We start from the raw sequence: 18,671 nt of genomic DNA, 5'->3' as shown, positions 1-18,671 counted from the left end.
ATTAGAGGGCCGCCTGCGAGTAGTATGCACCACATTGACGATCTGATCTCGATATTTAACGCCTTATTTTATCCAACGCACAATACCAAACTGGTCGCAGGCACAGATGAACCAATCTATCTACCTGCTGATACACAGTGCGATTATCACCGTATTATTTTTGCGCACGGTTTTTATGCCAGTGCGATGCACGAGGTTGCACACTGGCTGGTTGCCGGCAAAGCGCGCCGGGAGCTCGAAGATTATGGCTACTGGTACTGCCCGGACGGGCGTAGTAAAGATCAGCAACTGGCCTTTGAGCAGGTGGAAGTAAAGCCTCAGGCCATTGAATGGGCACTGAGCGCAGCAGCCGGGTTTGCTTTTAATGTGTCGGTTGACAATCTAAATGGCGAGCCGACGTGTCGATTTGCGTTTCAGCGTCGTGTCTATGCGCAGGTAATGGAGATGCTAACCGATGGCTTTAACACCCGTACGCTAGCATTATTAAAAGCATTATCTCAGTTTTATTCGACCCCCTGGCCACTGCAAACTGGCCAGTTTGATTGGCACTGTCCAAAGGAGTTCGCAGATGCAGTTTAAACTTGGATTGATAGTGAACCCGGTTGCCGGGTTAGGCGGTGCTGTGGCACTGAAGGGCAGCGATGGCAGTGAAACCGCAGAGCTTGCTCGCTCGCTGGGCGCTGAACCAAAGGCACACAGCCGTACTGCACAGGCTCTGGCGCTGTTGCAGCCTTACCGGGACATGATTGAAGTCTATACCGTGAGCGGTGACATGGGAGAAGACCTGGCGCTTGAGCACGGTTTTTCTACTCAGGTTGTGATGACCTGTGGCACGCCCAGCACCCCGGAAGATACCGAGCAGGCAGCCAAACTGTTGGCCGATGCCAAAGTCGACCTGCTGCTGTTTGCAGGTGGTGATGGTACCGCGCGCAACATCTGCGGAGCCATTGGCAGTCAAGCCCCGGTGCTGGGTGTACCAGCCGGTTGTAAGATCCACAGTGGCGTGTATGCAATTACCCCCAAAGCGGCTGGTCGGGTAGTAGAGATGCTCATTAAAGGGGAGCTGGTTACCATAGACGACGCAGATGTGATGGACATAGATGAAAGTGCTTTTCGTGCGGGAACCGTGCGCGCCAAGCGCTATGGTGAAATGCAGGTACCCAGTGAATTGCGTTACGTACAAAGCGTAAAAAATGGCGGAAAAGAAAGTGATGAACTGGTACTGGCGGATATCGCTGCGTATGTGATTTCAGAAATGGAAGAAGATGAGCAGTATATTATGGGGTCGGGCTCAACAGTGGCCGCCATAATGGAAGAGCTGGGCCTTGATAACACCTTACTGGGGGTTGATTTGATCCGCGACCATACTGTGCTGGGCAGTGACCTGACGGCGCAACAGCTGCTGGATGCTGCCTCACAGGCACCCACAAAGTTGGTGATCACCTTGATTGGTGGGCAGGGCCATATATTTGGCCGCGGCAATCAGCAGCTTAGTCCGGCTTTGATCCGCCAGATTGGCAAAGACAATATCATCGTGGTTGCAACTAAGACCAAGTTGCAGGCACTCAATGGTCGCCCTTTAATAGCAGATACGGGCGATCAGGACCTGGACAATGAACTGAGTGGCTACATCAAAGTAGTGACAGGGTATAATGACCATGTAATGTATGCCGTCGGGCATCAGGATTTAATTTAGGAGACAGAATGTCACTTCAAGCGTATATAGAAGCTGCGCAGCAGTTTTTTGATGAATTAGTAGATAGAGCAAACGATGACGAGCTGTTTGCTGGTGGCTACTTACGCGGTCATTTCGACCTGGCGGTTGGCTATGCCCAGGTTGAGGAGCTGGCGCTGTCAGTGGATGAGCTGAATGCTAAAGTTGAGGCAAGCCTGGTGAAGGCGTATCGTGATGGCGAGCTTAACGAAGAAGACAAGCACCACGTGGTGACCATCTGGGAGCGTCTTAAGCAGTTAGGGGTTTAGCGAGGGGCTAATACCAATTTCATTTAATACCTGTTTAATTTGAAGGAGCAAATATGACGCTAACGGCGTTAAAAATTTCTCATTTAGAGTAACTAAATAGCAAAATTTTTGCCTTGTTATCGACCCTATTTTCTCGCCTCAAAATGGAACACTTAATTAAGCAAATTGGTATAACTTCCCTTCGAAAAAGGCGGTTTAACACCGCCTTTTGTCATTTAAAGTATCCAGCGCCACACCACAAATAACGCCGCAAAAGCAATCAGGTAAGTCAGGCCTGCCCAGGTAAGCAGTTGTACTGGTTTACTTTGCTGTGCAAACAGCTCTTTCGAGATCAAAGAGAAATTCAGCCAGGCGAAAAATGGCGTGGTCAGAAATGCCAGTGTCATAGCAAACATCAGCATGTCTTTCAGGTTGGCTTTAAAGAACAACACCAGCACCATGCCGAAGATGGCCTGCACTGTAATGAAAATCGACAAGCTGGCCTTGTTTTGGTGCGGTTTGATCAGCTTAACCGCATCGTCCAGAGTTCTGGCGTAGCCGTCCAGTACCGTGATTGTGGTACCAAACATACACAAAAAGGCGATGGTGGCGATTAACCAGCGGGCCCACTCACCTAAAGTCAGCGCATACATATCGATCAGCTGTTTAGAAAAGGCTACGCCGGCAAGTTCTATTTTCTGGCTTTGCCCGTATTGCAGCAACACTCCCAGGGAAAAGAACACCACTGCCAGAAACAAAGTCAGAAAGTAACCCAGATTAAAGTCAAATAAGCCCTGCGCTTTGCTGAGCGATTGAGTGCGGGTTTTGGCTTTTAACCACAGTGAGTTGATGGCCGATATTTCAATAGGAGCAGGCATCCATCCCATCAGAGCCACCATAAAGCCGAGTAATGCAAGTGAGTAAGGGGACGGTGCCGGTTGCGGCGATGGGTGCACCTGACCTTGTGACACTGCGACCAATAAGGCGGCCAGAGTCGTGGCACATAGCACCGCCATAATCCCTTTACTGGCTCTGTCGAGCAATTTGTAATGACCAAACAATAAAATTCCCAGACACACAAACAGCAGGGCATAGCACAAGGTTGTCAGCGGCAAGTTCCATGGCAGGGCATATTGTAGTAAGGCGGCCGTCAGTAAGAGTACACCCGCGGTATTCACTACTGCAGCGATGATATTCAGGGCGACAAAAAGATAGAACAGGGCCCGGTTTTTATTATGATAACCAGTGACCAGGCTATTGCCGCTGTGTAGCGTATATTCCACACCAAAGCGGAAGAAAGGATACTTAAGCAAGTTAACCGCCACGACTAACCACAGTAGCTGCCAGCCGAACAGGGCACCGGCCTGCGTAGCGGCGACCAGATGCGAGCCGCCGACTGCGGCAGTGGCCATCAGGATCCCAGGTCCCAGGTTCTGGAGTTTAGCAAACATTGATTCCAACACGACTTTCCTATTTTTTGCCACTCATGTTAACGATTTGAAAGCGTTTGCCAAGTGGAAAATGACTGGGCTAATGAGGTTGGGTGTTCAAAAGCCCTGTCAGGACGTGAAGTCGATTAGCTGGTGAAGTACTCCTCGGTGTCGTCTTTGAGGTCCTGATAATCGTCCTCATCAAGATTAAGTGCATCCAGCACGCTTTGCTTCATGATGGGCCAGTCCGGGGCGGCGACAAAGCGTTTATTGGTGTGGACCAGGTTCTCTGCCATTTTCAGGGTAGCAAATGTCAGCATTTCTTCGTCGGTCCGTTTTTCCTGAAGGTAAGTCACATCGTGGTGCCTTAAGATAAGCTGACAAATGGGTTTGGGCAAGTTCCAGCTATTAGCCAGGTAATAACCAATGACGGCATGGTTGGTCTGATAGCGCTCTTCTTCGAACTCAATCAGCATTTTATCGTAATTACTGTTTGCGGCGCCCAGTACTTCGACATAATCCGCATAGTTAAAAGCCATGGCTGGAATACCGGCATCGTGAAACAGGCCCAGCATATAGAGGTTCTCGACCGGGACTTTGCTTTTGATTTTATTACCAATCAGGGTTGCAACATCGGCAATTTCCTGGGCACTGTCCCAGAATCGCTCTAACTTAATACAACACTTTGACTGGTCAAAAGCCTGCTTAAGCAAGTAGCCGGTTACCAGCATAGTGATACTGTTTAGCCCCAGAAACATGACGGCCTGGCGGATGTCAGTAATGGTGCGCGAAAAACCATAGCTGGAGGAATTAATGACTTTGAGTACAGCAGCAGAAGTGGCTACGTCTGTCGCTATCAGAGCGGCGATTTCGCCAAGTTCGGGCTCTGGTTGTTGTAATACCTGATGCAAGCTTTGCAACAGTTCTGGCTTTGCTGGCAGGCAAAAGCCATGATTCATATCCTTAAGCACGGCGTTGTCTATTTCGATCATAGCGGTCTCATTGAGAAAATACTAAAAAACACAATTAGCCCGTTGAGGGTCAGGCTATTTTGCCAAGTATAGTAGCTGAGTCGGATTACGCATTCTTTGCGTCAACGCAAAATAACGCATAAATAATACCCACGTAATGGATAAAGGAACAAATGAATTGGCATTGTTACGGTTGTTAAGTTAAAGTTGGCTAATTTTCTTTTTAGGGATTAACTATGGAACAAGCGAAAAACGCAAATAACGACGCCAGCTTCGTTATGCGATTCCTCAATAATATAGAAAGGGTGGGGAACAAGCTGCCCGACCCGGCCATGATTTTCCTCGGTGCTATGCTGCTTATCTGGCTGTTATCCTGGATGTTTTCAGGTGTTAGCTTTGATGCCATCGATCCGCGCACCGGCGAGGCGATTGTTGTCCACAACTTACTTAGCGGTGACGCTCTGGCGGGCTTTCTAGCTTCAATGGTTAAAACTTTTACCGGCTTCGCTCCTTTGGGCGTAGTGCTGGTTGCTATGTTGGGTGTTGGTGTTGCTGAACATTCGGGTTTCATTAATGCTGGTCTTAAGCTCATGCTTAAACGCACACCTCAGGCACTGCTTACTCCTTCTATTATTTTGATTGCGATTGTCAGCCACACAGCTACTGATGCGGGTTATGTGCTGGTTATCCCGCTTGCTGGCGTTATATTCTACGCCATGGGTCGTCACCCGCTCGCGGGTATCGCGGCTGCGTTTGCGGGTGTAAGTGGAGGCTTTAGTGCCAACTTTATCCCGTCTGGTATAGACCCGTTGCTACAGAGCTTTACGCAAAGTGCAGCACAAATTATTGACCCGGATATCGCGGTCAATCCGCTGAATAACTGGTTCTTTACCTCAGCATCAAGTGTCTTTATTATTCTGCTGGGCTGGTACATTACTGATAAAATCATTGAACCACGCCTGGCTTCTACTAAAGTCGATGGCGACACTGACGACCTCCCAGAGTTCAATGAAGTGACCAGCAAAGAGCGTTCGGCTTTTTACACCGCCTCTGCGGTTATGCTGGCGGGTATAGGCCTGCTTATCTTCGCCGCCAGTGGTGAAGACTCGGCACTGCGTAGTAAAAGCGGCGCACTGACGGACTTTAGTGCTCCTCTCATGCAGTCGATTGTACCGCTGATCTTCTTATTGTTCTGGATCCCGGGTGCCGTATTTGGCTTTATGGTAGGTACCTTTAAGTCTTCAAAAGACATGATAGATGCAATGAGTAAATCGATGAATTCGATGTCTTATTACATTGTGATGGCGTTTTTCTGTGCGCTGTTTATCGCAGCATTCAGCCAGTCAAATTTGGGCGCGTTGCTGGCCATTGAAGGGGCTGAGATCTTAAAAGCAATGGCCCTGCCAAGTTCTGTGACCGTGATTGGTATTATTTTCCTGACTGCCTTTGTAAACTTATTTGTCGGTTCCAGCTCGGCAAAATGGGCACTGCTAGGCCCAATTTTTGTGCCTATGCTAATGCAGCTGGGTATTTCACCGGACTTGTCTCAGGCGGCATATCGGGTTGGTGATTCCAGCTCAAACATCATTACCCCGCTGATGCCTTATTTCCCGCTGGTGGTGGTGTACTGTCAGAAGTACGTTAAAGACACGGGTATTGGTACATTGCTGGCACTGATGCTGCCATATTCAATAGCCTTTTTGGTTGGCTGGAGCTTATTCCTGTTGGCATACTGGGGTTTGAGTATTCCTTTGGGCCTGCAATCTAGCTACATCTATCCTGCGGGTTAATTACCTCTCAGGTAAAACTTACTCGCTGCTGGATGGGGCCGCTGCGCCTCATCCTTCCCTCACATCCTGCTTTGTTTTAATTCAAGCTAATATTCTGTTTGGCAGTCACAAAGAAAAAAGCCGACGTCCGCCGGCTACGTGGATTTGCTATTGGTTGGGCCAAAAGCACCAAGAGAAATTGTACTGCCTCTGTGCAGTAAATATTCAAGGGAGGCTCAAAAATCAAAGTAACCAAAAAGAGCACACATTGGTCAAGAGCGAGCGCATCATACCCATATTAAATGACTAAATTATGACAATTGATCTATGTTCAGGGGTTTAATTTTGCGTGGTCTATTCAGCTGTATGCTAACTGCACAGAAGCCGCACGCAGTGTGTGTTGATAGAGAAAAGTACTTGAATAGATTAGAATAGTTACAGGCACAGGGCCAGTACGGTCAACTAACGAGGAAGGTGAAATGTTACGAGTCACGCTTGAGCAGTGGCGTATGCTTCGCGCTGTGGTAGAACATGGCGGTTTTAACCAGGCTGCCAAGGCTATCCATAAGAGCCAGTCGAGCATTCATACGGCCGTTCAGAAAATAGAAACAGCCCTGTCAGTTAAGTTGTTCCAGGTAGAAGGACGTAAAACCCGGTTGACTGAGGCGGGCGAAATGATGTTGCGACGTGCCAACTATTTGCTGGATGAAGCCGAGAAAGTTGAAGCGGTCGGTCAGACTCTGGCCAAAGGCGTAGAAAGCCACCTGCGCATTGCGGTAGATGAAATATTTCCTCAGACATTGCTTTATAAAGTGCTGGAGGCGACTTCTCAGGCCTATCCTTTGCTGCGCATTGAACTGGTTGAATCTATCCTCTCAGGCTCCTTTGAGGCACTGCAGCACGCCAAGGTCGATATTGCAATTTCACCTATGGTATTGACTGATGGATTCAGCGAGCAGCTGTGTCAGGTTGAGTTTGTGGCCGTTGCTCACCCCAAGCATGCCCTGCATCAGTTAGACCGTGAACTGACGCTGGAAGATCTTAAGTCTTTCAGGCAGATAGTGGTCAGAGATTCTGCGCTGGGTAAAGGCACAGACAGTGGCTGGCTGGGGGCTGATCAGCGTTGGACGGTTAGCCACTTGCGCACTATGGTGGATATGGTAACACAGGGGCTGGGCTTTGCCTGGCTACCCAGAAGCGCGATAACACAGCAACTCAGTAGCGGGGCACTGCTACCATTAAAACTGACGCACAATCGTACGCGTCTGGCGCAGCTTAATCTGATCTTTAGAGACGGAGATACACTGGGACCTGCAGCCCGGGCGTTTATCGGTGAGCTCAGATACCAGTGTATGGCGCTTGAAGCGCAGGAAAAGACTTAAAGTTCCTGCATTTGATGTGTTTTGGCGAGTACCTGCTCAACCGCAACCGGACGGCTAAACCAATAGCCCTGAAACTCTTTAACGCCCAGTTCAAGCAGCTTATTTAGCTGCTGCTGGGTTTCAACGCCTTCCGCCAGCGCGGCAATCCCCAAGTTATCACACATAGTGAGGATCCCCAGCAACAGCGCTTGTTGCTTTTGATCTGAGGTGATCTGAGTCACCAAAGAGCGATCCAGTTTGAGGCGTTTAATGGGCGAAGCCAAAACCCGGGCGATGTTAGAATACCCTATCCCAAAGTCATCGATACTGAGGCTGAATCCCATTTTATCCAGCGCTTCCATGATCTGATTGTGATCGTCCGCAAAACTGTATTCTGTCAGTTCAAATTCAAACATGCGCGGGCTCAGGCCGTAACTGTGCACAATGGCGAGGGTTTTACGGGCAAACTGCTCACAGGCAATATCCCGGGAGCTGATATTGATGGCAATTGGCACGTGAATGTCCGGGTGGCTCTGAAGTGTATAACAAACCTTGTGCAAAATACGTTGCGTCAGCTGATTGACCAGGCCAAACTCTTCGGCAATAGGCACAAACTCACCGGGAGACACCCATCCCAGCAGTGGGCTGTGCCAGCGCGCGAGTGCCTCATAGCCAATCACCGAGTGGGTATTGTCGTGCTTACTTTGCAGCACAATTTGTAATTCGTCATGTTCCAGCGCTTTTTCCAGCAACAGGGCCATTTCATGGCGGGCAAGTGTCTGGCGTCGGGTGCCGTGATCAAAAATGGCCAGGTCATCGCCCGGACTGCGCAGTTCGCACGCCTGCTGCGCATTTTTTAATAAGCGCTCAGGAATGTAGCCATGCTCTGGGTAGGTTGCAATGCCCACGGCGTAGCGCGCATGAAATTGATGCTGACCCAGCTTAAGCCAGAAATCCAGGTGTTGATGCCAGCGCTGCGCGACTTCCAGCACAGGCGCGTCGGGTTCAATGATAATCGCCAGTCGGCCCGCACCAATATAAGCTATCTGGTCGAGCAGGCTGGGGTCGTGTTCTGCAACCTGGTTAATATGGCCATACAAATGTTTATGGAGTTCACCATCAATCAGGTAGTCCAGTACGTGTTTGTTGAGGTTTTCGGCGATCAGCAGAGCAAATGGCCGCCCACGGTCAATATGCACTTGTAACTGCTCAGTGAGCCAGGTTTTATTGGGCAAATTGGTTCTGGCATCAAAATACTTAGCTTGCTGATGCGCAACATCCAAAGCCAGCAGATCCTGCTGAAGTTGGTGCTGATCGGAGACATCGTTAAGGTACCAGGCACATAGCTGCTCGGAGTGATACTCCCGCGAGGCCAGTTCAATGGTCCGCTCGCCCACACGAAAGACATTCACATCTGCATCAAACAAATCGTTGTTAATAAGCAGGTAGCTCAGGTCGTCCTGTGTGACACGGGCAAAATTACAGGGCAGGGGCTGAGTCTGGATCCCCAGTAAACTGCGCGCCTTCTCATTGGCTTCTACAATATTCAAGTCTTGGTCAACTAAAGCGATGGCGTGGAAAGATTTTTGAAAGAAGCGTTGGTAGATTTGTTTTTGAGAGGCAAGCAGTTCGTTGTTACTGGCCATGTGCAGGTTGAGTCGGCTGGCCGCCAAACTGGTGCGCCACACAGCCAGTGGCACGGTACAGTTAAAAAAGAAAAACAGCAAAAAGTGAATATAGATATCGCCATCGACCAGCATGCGCTCACCCGGCGGGATCAGCGAAACATTTACCTGTTGCACTATCATCAGAAACGGCGCGATATTCAATATGGCATAAAAAATCGCAGTGCGCTTACCCAGTAACAACAAAGCCAGAATAGGCGTAATATAAACAAAAATAGACCCTAATTGAGCAAGGGGGAGCAGTGGAATAAATAACTTGATGGCCACCCCTGCGGCCACAATGGCAATCATTAGCAGGTGCGCGCACAGTTGATAGGCACTACGGCTTAGTGTAAGCAGTACACCTATGGTGAGCGTAAAGCCAGATGTCAGCGCCAGCACATAGTCAAGTTCAAATGCCAACGCAGCAGGCAAGCTGTTGACGAAGATCCCCAGACACAATAACAGTCCTGTCACCAAAATGATGCGCAGCGCACTAACACGCCAGTTAGGCACCTGACCTGGTGATTGGGTTTCTTCTTCTAGTAAGAAAAAGCGGCTTAAAGAACTCAAAACGTTACAGTTATTATTATTGTTTTTCCCGATACTAAGGCCATAAGAGCTGCAATTCAATGGGTAGAGGTAGTAAAACCTGCGCTAAATCAGCTTAACTGCGGTTTTTTTCAACATAGTGGAGGGGAATTAGGCAAACAACCTCGTAATTTCATTAACAATCTTGTCATCTGGGACGCGTGTGAGCTGAGATCTACCCAAGTACATGGCAGCAGACTCTTGTTGCGGTGAACGTGACATACGCACTCGTTGTATCATGCACAGTTCCAACTAATCACGTACCCTCTGTCATCACGGACGCATGCGAGCGGGGAACTACCCAAGTACAACGCAGCTGTATCTTGTTGCAGTGAACGTGACATACGCCCTTGTCGCATCAAGCATAATGCCAACATATCATGCACCCCCTCGTCATCCCGGACGCGTGCGAGCCGGGAACTACCCAAGTACAACGCAGCTGTATCTTGTTGCAGTGAACGTGACATACGCCCTTGTCGCATCAAGCATAATGCCAACATATCACGTACCCCTTCGTCATCCCGGACGCGTGCGAGCCGGGATCCGTCAAAACACGGCACGTAGTTTCTGGTATTAGTTTGAACCTTGGAAATACGTTTATAAAGTAACGTAACTTGATGGACTTACTATTTTCCCCTGCGATTGCCGATATTAGTAAATCAAGTTGCTTAGCATCCATTTGAGCACACCTTTTTGTTTATATCAGTTAGGATAGAGGGGGTGTGTATTAAAACTGAAAATGACACACAAAACTCAAATTTTGCTAGGCGCATGGTTTAGTTTCAATAGAGTCGCTTTGGCTTGAGCAAAGCATACAGTGGTGGTAGTTTATTGTTATTTAAAGTAATAAATGCTCGAAATGATGGTTTTTTTGAGTAAGGCGTTGAGTGGCTTTTGTATGTTTAGATTCAGTTTTTTAATCTTGGTTCTAATAAGTTTTAGCAGTATGGCGCTTCCGTATGGAGGGTACTGGAAGCCTGAATTTAAAAAGTCTGTGTGTATTCTATGGCAAAATTCAAGTGTTGAAATTTCACCGGAATTAAATGTAAGTATCTATTCCAGCTTCACTTTTAAAGGGGAAGGGTACGAGTTGTCTGAATTACAAAAAAGCAATGGTTTCCAAAAGGGGCAACATACTTTAGATTTCATTATTTCTGGGGTGGATAACACTGCATTCGTTAAAGGTGACTATCCATTTGAGCTCTATGTTGATGGAAACGAGCTCAACAAGGTAGAGAGCAAAGATGCTCAGTACTTTTATTTAACAGGGAAAAAAGTGTCTGATATCCTAGCGCGAGCTGAGAGAGGTGATGATTTTGTTGTGGCGCTGAAGTCAGCCTCCGATGAAGTTTTTACAGTAAAATTTAATAGTGAGCAAATTTCTCTGGGTACAAAAATGTATTTTACTTGTTCTGAAAACATCACATAGAAAGGGTGAAAATTTGCTTGGGGGAGCTTTCATAATTGAGGTCTCCCAGCAAATGTATCTAGCATATAAATTTGTACTTGCTTCGTTGCCAGTACTAATGAAATGAAGCGTTTTTAGCATGATTTTGAGGACACTCCAGAGGTGGGCGTTGGTAATCTTTGGTATGAGCAAAATGGTAGCACTCTCTATATTCCTACTGAGCTTTTCGGCAAATGCTGAAACTTGGCTTCAATACGATGAAAAAATTGAATGTCCCGATGTGTTAGAGCTAAGTGGTAATAACTTTATCATTTTTAATGACTGCTACGGTTTGGACCCAAAAGAACCAATAATCGAAACTGGGAAAGTTGAAATAGGTAACAACTATTTCTTTTTCTTGGATCGAAAGATTAAGCAGCAATCTTTTTTGCAAGAGAATGCCAACCGGCAGAAGCTAAAGGTTTTACTAAAAACTAAAGATGAGCTGAAGCTTCAAAGTGGTACAAAAGTATTCATGTTTAAACGTATCAAATTGCCAAACTAAACAACTAGCATGGCAACGTAAGCGCTTCCTTTGATTGCGGCACTGGTGCAGCCCCCATATTAAAAGTCCCTCAAGCATGTGTTATTATGGGGGACAATACGAATGCTTCTTTAGCTTGGAACAAATCGACGTAAAATTGTTGGCTAACACGTTTGTTATCTATAGCGGCAATCTCCGATATCCCTTTGTCAGTTAGATAAGTAAAAGTCGGTAGGCGAAATTAATGTCTATCAGGCAAAGCTTCAGTTGTCTGCACCCATGAATTAAGGCGTCTGGCATAAATCCGACGGCAGCCTTTACTAAGCATGGCGTATTGGATTGAGGCTTCTCGCATAGTATTGTAATTTGGTCAGTATTTGGCATATTAAATGGTGTTAAACAATACCATGTGCGCTTATCACGCTGACTTGAAATATTGATATCATAGGACGCCCAGAAGCAAGCGATGTATGCCATTTTAGATATGAGAAAAATTTTATTACTCTTTATTGTATTAAGCTTCAATACGTTTTCTGGCACAGTGCCGAATTGTTCTGAAAGTGAACTGTTCGGTGGTAAACTGTTTGAGCTGGAAGTCGTAACCTCTTTTCATGGCAGCTATAATTTCAAGTTTTGCTTTGATGAAACGAGTTACGTTGTGTCAGAATATATAGAGCCTGTATCAACTCGTGGCCCTTTAAAAACTACGATAACACATGAGTCATTGGCCAGGTTAGACGTCAAGACCTCCCAGTATATCAAGGATCTTTACAGAGCCGTTCAAGCTACATTAGTAACCGATAGTGTGCGTGGCATGGACGGGTCTACATGGTGCTTTAAGCCGAAAAGTGGACGCTCATATTCTGAAATCTGTCTTTGGGCACCCAACGCAGCTTGGGAAAGAAGGAATCTCGGTAAGCTAGTTGAGCTTGGTGATAAAATTTTTGAAATATCAAATTTTGCTAGTCTAGAAAACAGTGGTTAGGAATATAACAAGACACTATGGCGTTAACAGCTAGGCTCCTGTATTTGCCGCTTCTTCTCTTTTTATCAGGTTTATGTATGGCTACAGATAATAGCTCCCCACCAGAGGGGGTGTCACAAGAGGATTGGACTGCTTACCTTAATCACAAAAAAGAGTGGGCTGCAATGCTCAGACAGAGATATGACGATGAGTTAAAAAATTCGCCACCAATACCGCCTTGGGAGAAGTATCCTGAGCATGAGCCGGGTAGTCTTTTTTGGCGGATGGGTATTGGAGAGGAGTACTTAACGGACTATATCGGAGTGTATTTTGAGCACTCATCGCAAGCAGAAATTAACGCCTATAAATTAAAATACCCTGAGCCACCAGATTGGGCTGGCTGGTATAAAGACCAATAAGTTAACTTAAATAGTAAATGTAACACACCAGACAAGAGCGGCAGTGACACTCAATTGAGCCCGGTAGTTTGCGTTTCTCATGGCGGTGGTGGCAATTTTATCATTTAAAGGCGTTTTGGGTGGAAGAAGTACTAATTAGTTCTTGTTTGGTTGGAAATAAGGTGAGATACAATGCCAGTTACACAGAATCTGTTACAGGGCCCAAGTCAGTTGAGTAAAAGGAGGTCAATAGTTGCTTTGTTGGCCGTGGTGAGTTGATAGCTGCTGGCATCAATATTTACCTCCTGACGAGCTTTTACAACATTTTCAAATGCTCCAAAGTTAAAACTTGCCCAAACGTTTTCTTTGCCTGGATGGTATTAGACTCATGAAAAAGCTACTACTTTATTTAATTCTTCTCTCAATAATTATTACAGCACTCTTTAAGACTATTTATTATTGGCCTGAAACTAAGGTGAAACATTTAGTCTATGTTTACATTTACTCACATCAATATATTGATGCAATGAAGGAAGTTGAGAAAAAAGGATATGTTTCCATACAATGGTTGGGTAAATCGTCACTAAGAGAAGAGAGTTCGCTAGCTTGGGTAGCCGGCGAACCTAAATATAAAAAAGTGGACAACCCGGACTTAAGCAGAATAGTCAAGCCATTTGAAGATTCCGCTATTCATGCTCTCTGGCTACAAAATTATGGAGGGGCGTGGTTAGTTAGGAAAGCTTTTTCATACAAAGGTGAAAACGGTATAGGTGAAGGTATGTATGCGTTTGGTAACGTAAACCCCAAAGATGTTTGTTTGCCTAATACTCACTGTGTAGAGCACCTTTTTGGTCAGTGGTACGTTATAAAAAATTAGTACGAAAAAACTCAATATATAAGGCACAGTGTGTGCTTAAAAGAGCATAATTGTTATGTCTAACTGAGAAGGCTGTGGGATGCTCGATGAAAAAGTTATGATCCATGGGCAGGAATGGCTGTATTCTGATATTGAGAAAGAAGTATCTTGGTGTAAAGCCTTGGTTTGGGATTACCAACAATACCGAAAAGAAAATGACCATGAACACTGTGTAATTTGTTATTGGACTATTTTTAAAACTCACGATGTGGTTTCGGGCTTTGCATATAGTGCAAACGGTCATTGGATCTGCCAAGAGTGCTTTGATTATTTTATAAAGTAAGGCAACCAGAAATGAGGTTAAAGTCTGTGTTGAAGCCATTTGCTCTAAAACCATGGGTACCTGATAAGTAGGAAATAGCCAGGCCTAATAATGTGCAATATAACGGTTGTGTGGCTAAGCCGACTGAACGGTGTTTTCAGGTAAGAGCCGATATGGCTAGAGGCTTACGTAGGTTCGAGGCAGCGAGGCTATAAGCAAGGAAGTATAGACGGAAAATTCAAACATAATGTCGTTAATCTAGTAATTTCAACATTGGCTATCTTATGCGCTTACTGCATCGAACTGGGTAGTATTTTGTTTTGTTTTGGTTTGGGGGACTGCTAGTCATTCCTGCAATCGCCGTTTGGTTTCAGTTTAAGTTTGCGCTTTTTTGACATTAATCTGTGTACTGATTTTTAGTTAATTTACGCAAGGTTGCTCCAATCATGGGTTGGTTTAACTACGCTGTTGTCCACATCACACTCGAGATTTATCTCTCACGCTTTACCTGGTGGTTATCCGCTCCTTTAAAGTGTGGATAAAACTACGTGAGACAGGAATTCGTACATCCGTTCCTGCAAGTAGCACAAAATGTTTGCGGGCGTGATATTTAAGCTCTAAAAGCTGCGTGGCATTGATGATATAGCTGCGATGTAAACGATAAAATTGTGAACCAGGCAACTGAGTGCAAAATCCATCCAGTGTTTGCTCTGAAATAATGGTGTCTGTGCTGTGGATGCTGGCGCCTTGCGCTGTTAAATGTACTCGTCGATAACGGCCAATACTTTCAATGTAACAGATATGCTCAAATTCAATGATTTTTTGTTGTGCATGATCGCTGAGGATCAGGCGCTCTGATGAGCGCTGTGACTGATTGTGTATTTGCTGGCGAACAATTTTGCCAATGCTTTTGGTGATAAGTTCTGGCCTGGCAGGTTTAACTAAGTAGTCTATGGCATTGGTATCAAAGGCTTTCAGCGCATATTGCTCGTATGCCGTCATGAATATCAGCTGATAGGTTAAGCCTTGCGTTGCCTGTGCCACATCAAAGCCATTGAGTTCTGGCATTTCAATATCGAGAAAGACAATATCCGGGCGCCAGAGCATAATCTGTTCTATGGCCGACTTGCCATCCGCGGCCTCTGCAACAATATTTAGCTCATCAAAGCCACTTATTACATCCCTCAAGTGCCGTCTGGCAGCCTGTTCGTCATCGACGATGATCACGGTTTTTTTATTCATTTGGGGCTCGTGTGCTTACCGGGGCAGCGCGATGAATGCGCTGGTGCCCTCGTCGGTGGATACCAGTTTAAACGTCGCTTCATCTTGATAGTGCAGTGCCAGGGTTTCGCGCGTTATGCGCAGGCCTTCGCCCTGACTCACCAGAGTGTCATCGAATGGCGCGCCTGTATCCTGCACTTCAATCAGCAAAGAGCGCGTAGTCGCTTCAACAATGATACTGATATGACCTGCCTGTGAATAAGGTGCAATGCCATATTTTACTGCGTTTTCTACAACTGGCAGTAACAGTAGAGAAGGAACCGCAAGTTGCTCTAATTCACTTTGGCAATCTAAATCAAACGTGAGTCTGTCTGCAAATCTTTTTTGTTGTAACACAAGATAGAGTTCAGCCAGCTTTAGTTCTTGTTCAAGCGCTACAAATTGGTGTTTTGTCAGCTCAATGGTTTGGCGCAGTAAGTCACTCAAGTCATAAATCAGCGCCTTAGCCTTGTGTGGTTCCAGGGTGACTTCACTGGCTATCAGGTTGAGGGTATTAAACAAAAAGTGCGGGTTAGACTGCATTTTCAGCATTTGTAATTCTGCTTTTTGCGCTTGCAGCTGAGACTGAAAATAATAGGTCTGTTGTTTAAACATCAGCATCACCGCAATGTAAACCGACGTCTCGAGCAACATAATGACAATAGGCAAAAATGTAACCTGAGCAGCTAGATTGGTGGTGGGCAGGTTGACGACAGGGCCTATCAGGATGTAAAGCAGAATGATGGAAAAGGGTCTGAGCAACCAAATATTGTGATAAAGCTTTTTTGGCAAATATCGAGAAAAGACAGACTCACACAGGTTAAACAACAGATAACCTGCACAAAATCCTCCCCATATTTTTACGATAACCTGAGCGAACAAGGGCAATGTGAACAGCTCGAGTAGCAGTAACACACTGGATAACAGCAATATATTGAACCAGGGCCAAATCAGCAAAAAGATCCAGGCCTGCGTTGTTCTTTTGTTATAAAGCCCGGTTTGACTCGGTAATATTTGCTCTGTATTCACTCGGAGTTCCCGTTGTCGCTAAGTTATTAAATGGTACAAGCAATCTTGCCCTGATGATATGCCGCCAAAACACCATTGAGACAGACTTTTACACCATCTGCACACCGGGGGCTACGTTGTACTCGTATGCGGTGTTATTCCTATGCCTCAACACGACAAGCAATTGTTATCTGATACATAAGGAAAACGACTATGGTTCACAACATCCGAGAAACACAATTTAAGTTAAAGCAGTCGGTTATGAGTTTGCGTAAGGTTATTGGTATCTGTCTGCTTAGTGGCATTTTAGTGGCATGCAGTGATGGCGATGATGAAGAAATCAGTGTTGAAGATACGGTGAGCTCTGAGACATCAGCAGAGGCTCGGCCCGAAACAGGCCCGCTGAGCGCTGAATGTCTGGAAGCTGATATCGTGACGTCGAGCACAGCAAAAGGCGTAGAGTTTATCCGGACTCCGGATGCGTGTTTTGATGATTTACCCGACTATGATTTTGCAGCGAACTATCTCGATATTGAAGGACTGAGGCTGCATTACGTCGACGAAGGGCCAAAAGATGGTGAAGTGATACTCATGCTGCATGGTCAGCCGAGCTGGTCATATTTATACCGTAAAATGATCCCCATTCTGGCTGAGGCTGGCTATCGTGTGATTGCGCTGGATAATATGGGCATGGGTAAATCAGATAAACCGCTTAATGTGGCGGTGCATCAATACGAACATCATGTCGCCTGGACCAAAGCATTTATTAACCAGTTGCAACTCACCGATATCAATTTGTTTGTGCAAGATTGGGGCAGCCTGATTGGATTGAGAGTGGCTGGGAATATGTCTGAGCGCTTTGCCAGAATAGTGGTCGCAAATGGGGATATGCCCATTATTCCGACTGGTACTAACCCTTATCACGTGCCCAGCTTTGAGATAGATGAGTCGCAACCAGCAGATGCCAGCACCTTTTTTGATACCCGTTCAAGCGATCGCGTCGAAGGGTTTCAGCAATGGATCGATTATGCCGCCAGTGTACCGGAGCTGATGGCGGGGGATGTGGTACAAAAGCTCTCTGCGATTGAACTGAGTGAGGCAGAAGTCACTGCATACAATGCGCCTTACCCCAATGTACAGTACAAGGCAGCTATCCGTGCGTTTCCTTCCATGCTCTCAGGGATAGAAATGCAAACTTTACCGGCATGGCAAACACTGGGCGCTTATCATAACCCGTTTATGTTCAATGCAGGTGAATATGACACGGGACTCGGCAGCGAAGCCAATCAGCGCAAGTGGGTGGACCATGTACCAGGCTCAGACGGGGTAGATCACAGACGCTTTCAGGCCGGGCACTTTATCCAGGATGATGTAGGAGAGGACCTGGCGCTGCATGTGTTAGATTTTCTGCAAACGACCGCGCCACAGTCACCGCTGGTCACGGGTGGGCCAAGCTACAACATGCGGTATTGTGAGATCTTATTGCCTTACCTGCAAGATGACAAAATAGTTGCTCAGGTGTGGGGGACGCCGGGCGTCGATATGTGTCGCCAGGCTCAGTGGGATGCCATTGACTTTGAAGACGTTGCCGCAGAGCACGGTGCACTAAGTGCGATCCCTAACGGTCCACGTTTTTTTGTGGTGGACGAAAGTCGTGGCGCGGAGGTGATAGCGCAAGAGGCTGAAACGCAAATTCGCCAGTTCGGTGAGATAAACATGCGTTTATTAACCACCGCTGATCTGAGTGCTGAGCAGGGCGAGCAACTTCCTTACGTTGCCGGTGAGGTGTCGAGAAGCAATACCTGGCACTTTTATAAAGGCAGACGCATTTATGAGCTAACCGATAACACAGGTCAGGTTTTTGTGATGCAGTCGTTCAGTCGTATTTCGGACGTCTCATTGCAAATGGATGACCTGGCAAACCTGGGAGAACGGCTCACGCTGCCTGAAGGCTGGACGTTTTCCAGTCGTATCCTGGCGGAACCACTGGATATGACGCCTGCAGAGGGCATTGCTTATGTATTGCAGGATGAATTAGGCAATAGTTATCAGCTGGTGCAGTAGTCACCCCGGTCACCTCTTTGCTAGGGGAGGTGACCATTTGCTCAAAGTGTCTGACTTGCCTCTCGCGCATTAGCGCGGTTGTAGTTTCGGGTAAAGTTCCACATAATGATGTGGCTAATT

At 46.5% G+C, this 18,671-nt stretch carries 17 protein-coding genes; 12 read left to right on the top strand and 5 right to left on the bottom strand.

What is annotated here, in order from left to right:
• The first annotated feature begins 24 nt into the window (after positions 1–24).
• Genes ACXAH1_RS12265 through ACXAH1_RS12255 form a run of 3 tightly spaced genes read left to right on the top strand, consistent with a single transcriptional unit; the run spans position 25 to position 1,983 of the window.
• Positions 25–579, top strand: coding sequence for an elongation factor P hydroxylase (locus ACXAH1_RS12265; protein ID WP_475197006.1), 555 nt, complete (start codon positions 25–27; stop codon positions 577–579).
• Positions 569–1,696 (top strand): ATP-NAD kinase family protein, encoded by a 1,128-nt coding sequence (locus ACXAH1_RS12260; protein ID WP_475197004.1) that lies wholly within the window; start codon positions 569–571, stop codon positions 1,694–1,696. The genes ACXAH1_RS12265 and ACXAH1_RS12260 overlap by 11 nt, the downstream gene beginning before the upstream one ends.
• A gap of 8 nt (positions 1,697–1,704) precedes the next feature.
• A complete protein-coding gene (locus ACXAH1_RS12255; RefSeq protein ID WP_475197001.1) occupies positions 1,705–1,983 on the top strand; it encodes a YfcL family protein in 279 nt (92 codons plus the stop codon).
• Positions 1,984–2,198: 215 nt separating this feature from the next.
• Here the strand turns inward: ACXAH1_RS12255 and ACXAH1_RS12250 are convergent, their stop codons facing one another.
• Together ACXAH1_RS12250 and ACXAH1_RS12245 are read right to left on the bottom strand one after the other, a co-directional pair.
• Entirely contained in the window at positions 2,199–3,374 is a 1,176-nt protein-coding gene (locus tag ACXAH1_RS12250; protein ID WP_475197103.1) for an NRAMP family divalent metal transporter, read from the bottom strand.
• A gap of 164 nt (positions 3,375–3,538) precedes the next feature.
• Positions 3,539–4,384, bottom strand: a complete 846-nt coding sequence (locus ACXAH1_RS12245) for an HDOD domain-containing protein (protein ID WP_475197000.1) — start codon at positions 4,382–4,384, stop codon at positions 3,539–3,541.
• Between the two features lie 215 nt (positions 4,385–4,599).
• Here ACXAH1_RS12245 and ACXAH1_RS12240 point away from each other — a divergent pair, with 215 nt between their 5' ends.
• Together ACXAH1_RS12240 and ACXAH1_RS12235 are read left to right on the top strand one after the other, a co-directional pair.
• A complete protein-coding gene (locus ACXAH1_RS12240) occupies positions 4,600–6,153 on the top strand; it encodes an AbgT family transporter (protein ID WP_475196998.1) in 1,554 nt (517 codons plus the stop codon).
• 458 nt (positions 6,154–6,611) lie between these two features.
• Entirely contained in the window at positions 6,612–7,514 is a 903-nt protein-coding gene (locus tag ACXAH1_RS12235; RefSeq protein ID WP_475196997.1) for a LysR family transcriptional regulator, read from the top strand.
• Here the strand turns inward: ACXAH1_RS12235 and ACXAH1_RS12230 are convergent.
• On the bottom strand, positions 7,511–9,730 hold the full coding sequence (locus ACXAH1_RS12230; protein WP_475196996.1) for an EAL domain-containing protein: 2,220 nt from the start codon (positions 9,728–9,730) through the stop codon (positions 7,511–7,513). The genes ACXAH1_RS12235 and ACXAH1_RS12230 overlap by 4 nt on opposite strands.
• A gap of 964 nt (positions 9,731–10,694) precedes the next feature.
• Here ACXAH1_RS12230 and ACXAH1_RS12225 point away from each other — a divergent pair.
• From ACXAH1_RS12225 to ACXAH1_RS12200, 6 genes are all read left to right on the top strand, one after another.
• The gene (locus tag ACXAH1_RS12225) at positions 10,695–11,177 is read left to right on the top strand and encodes a hypothetical protein (protein WP_475196995.1); all 483 of its coding nucleotides are present in this window, start codon (positions 10,695–10,697) and stop codon (positions 11,175–11,177) included.
• Between the two features lie 163 nt (positions 11,178–11,340).
• A complete protein-coding gene (locus ACXAH1_RS12220) occupies positions 11,341–11,700 on the top strand; it encodes a hypothetical protein (RefSeq protein WP_475196994.1) in 360 nt (119 codons plus the stop codon).
• 445 nt (positions 11,701–12,145) lie between these two features.
• The gene (locus tag ACXAH1_RS12215) at positions 12,146–12,664 is read left to right on the top strand and encodes a hypothetical protein (RefSeq protein WP_475196992.1); all 519 of its coding nucleotides are present in this window, start codon (positions 12,146–12,148) and stop codon (positions 12,662–12,664) included.
• Positions 12,665–12,741: 77 nt separating this feature from the next.
• A complete protein-coding gene (locus tag ACXAH1_RS12210; protein WP_253044330.1) occupies positions 12,742–13,062 on the top strand; it encodes a hypothetical protein in 321 nt (106 codons plus the stop codon).
• A gap of 367 nt (positions 13,063–13,429) precedes the next feature.
• A complete protein-coding gene (locus ACXAH1_RS12205) occupies positions 13,430–13,918 on the top strand; it encodes a hypothetical protein (RefSeq protein ID WP_475196991.1) in 489 nt (162 codons plus the stop codon).
• A gap of 79 nt (positions 13,919–13,997) precedes the next feature.
• Positions 13,998–14,240, top strand: a complete 243-nt coding sequence (locus ACXAH1_RS12200; protein WP_475196990.1) for a hypothetical protein — start codon at positions 13,998–14,000, stop codon at positions 14,238–14,240.
• A 483-nt stretch (positions 14,241–14,723) separates the two neighbouring features.
• Here the strand turns inward: ACXAH1_RS12200 and ACXAH1_RS12195 are convergent, their stop codons facing one another.
• Together ACXAH1_RS12195 and ACXAH1_RS12190 are read right to left on the bottom strand one after the other, a co-directional pair.
• Positions 14,724–15,461, bottom strand: coding sequence for a LytR/AlgR family response regulator transcription factor (locus ACXAH1_RS12195; RefSeq protein ID WP_475196988.1), 738 nt, complete (start codon positions 15,459–15,461; stop codon positions 14,724–14,726).
• 15 nt (positions 15,462–15,476) lie between these two features.
• On the bottom strand, positions 15,477–16,508 hold the full coding sequence (locus ACXAH1_RS12190; RefSeq protein ID WP_475196987.1) for a sensor histidine kinase: 1,032 nt from the start codon (positions 16,506–16,508) through the stop codon (positions 15,477–15,479).
• A gap of 240 nt (positions 16,509–16,748) precedes the next feature.
• On the opposite strand from ACXAH1_RS12190, the gene ACXAH1_RS12185 reads away from it, so the two are divergent.
• A complete protein-coding gene (locus ACXAH1_RS12185; protein WP_475196985.1) occupies positions 16,749–18,551 on the top strand; it encodes a haloalkane dehalogenase in 1,803 nt (600 codons plus the stop codon).
• Positions 18,552–18,671: the final 120 nt, after the last annotated feature.

It is taken from the genome of Pseudoalteromonas sp. AWH4_217 (assembly GCF_056161105.1).
Note: the sequence above shows the minus strand (reverse complement) of the source record. Positions and strands in the feature narration are given on the sequence as shown.